We start from the raw sequence: 2,273 nt of genomic DNA on the forward strand, positions 1-2,273 counted from the left end.
GGAAAATCCTATTTTTAGTTCCAGCGGTTTATCTTTTCCTCTCCCTTTGTTCTTATTATTTCCACCCGACACAACAAAGTTTTCATTCTCTTCAAACTCCACCAACGAGACCTCATGCCGTTTGTCTTTCAGAGTTCGAATATCCTCTATGGGATAATTGGAGATCGCGTAGAAATACATTTTCCCTTCAGCATCCTGGAAACCGGAAAAGACGTACTTGCCCACCTTCTCAATCTTCCAATCCTTCACCCGGTTGTTGGAACGTGCCATATCGGCAATCAACTTCTTTTTTGCTCCCTTTGGATAAGTATATTGATGAAACCCGCAACGCAGTGTGGAGGTCAGTTCCGCGTCGATACCGTATGTTTCGAGAAATACCCGGTAGTATCCCGGATGAGCCGATTCGTTATCATGACTGAAAGCGGAAGCATAATTTCCAGGCGTGACCTCTCCCGTGACTGGTAGCAGGGGAATATGCAACAGGTTCCAGTGACCTTTGTTGGTGTGGGCAAATCCGTAGATTACCGTGTCTTCGTACTGATAACCGGCACCGCTTCTGAACTGTGTTACCGGGCTTAGCTGCACCATTGCATTGGGTAGTGAAGCGCCTGGAAAGACCTCGGCTCCCCAGGTGCGATTTTTCCAGGTACGTACATATCCCAGATCTTCGGGTTCCCATAGGGTGGCTGTACCTAAGAAAGGGTTTACATAGTCAGTGAGTTTTTTCTCTGCTGTACCTGTGCAACCGAATAAAACGATCGACAAAAAAGTAATCGGATAAATTAATTTCATTTTTTTTGCTGAAATTTCAAAATTCAATTTTGTTTAATTTGACAGTCTGGAAAACCTCATGTTTCCAATATTAGATAAAGAATGAGCTCCCTTTCATATCTGCCAAAAATGGATTCACCAGCGAAAATAAGCAAAACAAATTAGTTTTTGAAACATTTGTCGGCAGAATCCAGGTGGCGTTCCCAGTCGTACTCCGTCACATCATGTTTGCCGGTCCTGATGTAACATCCGACATCACCAGTGATGGGTGTATGTAATGCCGGCATTTCATCCGACTTTATATTGCCGAAATGCAATGAGTTGCCTTTTATATGAATGTAAGGAGAAGGAAAAGGGCTGATATCTCACTGAGAATATCGGTCAGGGACGTGTAGGTACATTTTTTATCAGGATGAAAAGTAAAGTGAGATTATTTTTCGATAAAATGACAGGAATCGTCTGCTATCACGTCTCTTCATCCAAACGGGGATTATTCTAGATGACAGCCAACTGATTATTATTAACTGTAACGTTGACTACAGGCCGTAGAAGAAATTGTTAGGGGACTCAGCTTCAAGATCTGTTAAAAGATAAACACAGATCGATGTGAAATAAGAGTTGAAAAATCTTTCAGGCATGTCTGAATACAAGATTACCCTGACAGGGCAGATCTGCTTACCATGAGAGATACAAACCACTTCTTGCAGGCAACTGTCTGAGCGGTTTCTTTGGTAGCACGCGGATTCACTCTGAACTCCAACTAATAACAACAGTTTCTTCTGATTCTATGCTTAGTGTGTTGTCTGTCATAGATGCAGTACCGTTAGAAAATAGGATAACAGGGTCTTTAAGATCGAAGGGTGTGAATATTTCAATATCTCTCTTTGATTCTGATTTATTTATTATTATACTGATATATTGATTGCCTTTTTTTAATGTTTTCATTAACATTTCATGCTGAAAGGGGATGAAATGAATTTCGGTATCTATATTCACGTGTTTCTCAAGAAACATGATAAATGGTCCAAAATCATCTTTAATTCGCGTACCCAGACCCACTAACGAGGGAATCCACACTACTTGTCCTTGTCCATAATGATTTACGAGGCTCGTTATTTTATCTTTTTCCAATCCGTTTGGTTTACCGGTTTCTGGAATTATATATCCCTTTAATGCATGGGAAGTCAGTTTTTCCCGGCCTACTTGTAAATGGAACAGGTTATCAGTGAATTTAAATTCAGAGACGCTCCCCCCAAACAGATCTTTTAAAGGGAAGTTATTCATCATCACGCAAATGGCGTTTTCATCGTAATACCCCGTAAGCCCATCAATAATTAACTGACCTTCGTTGCTTACAAAATGGCGAAGTTTATCGTAATAGTTTACAGGTATGGCAATTTGGTTCGAAAGCACCACTGTATGTCCTTTATAGGAGGATTTGTTGAAATCGAATTCGCCCAGTTCTTCGAATGAAGGTTGCAAGTGGACTTGCAAACTTAATT

The 2,273-nt window shown here is 40.7% G+C and carries 1 protein-coding gene and 2 pseudogenes; all 3 read right to left on the reverse strand.

Translation table 11 applies throughout. The annotated features are described in order from the left end of the window. Positions 1–792, reverse strand: a pseudogene (locus B3B27_RS03705) (glycoside hydrolase family 92 protein); the annotation flags it as partial. A gap of 140 nt (positions 793–932) precedes the next feature. Next, positions 933–1,058 carry a hypothetical protein gene (locus B3B27_RS03710; protein ID WP_256448716.1) on the reverse strand — a complete coding sequence of 42 codons (126 nt, stop codon included), beginning with the start codon at positions 1,056–1,058 and terminating at the stop codon, positions 933–935. A gap of 457 nt (positions 1,059–1,515) precedes the next feature. Further along, a pseudogene (locus B3B27_RS03715) lies at positions 1,516–2,273 on the reverse strand (beta-galactosidase trimerization domain-containing protein); the annotation flags it as partial.

Source organism: Proteiniphilum sp. UBA5463 (genome assembly GCF_002427225.1).
Lineage (GTDB): Bacteria > Bacteroidota > Bacteroidia > Bacteroidales > Dysgonomonadaceae > Proteiniphilum > Proteiniphilum propionicum.

Coding starts and splice junctions, on each gene's coding strand:
- B3B27_RS03710 (WP_256448716.1), bottom strand. CDS start 1,058: ATGCCGGCATTACATACACCCATCACTGGTGATGTCGGATGTTACATC.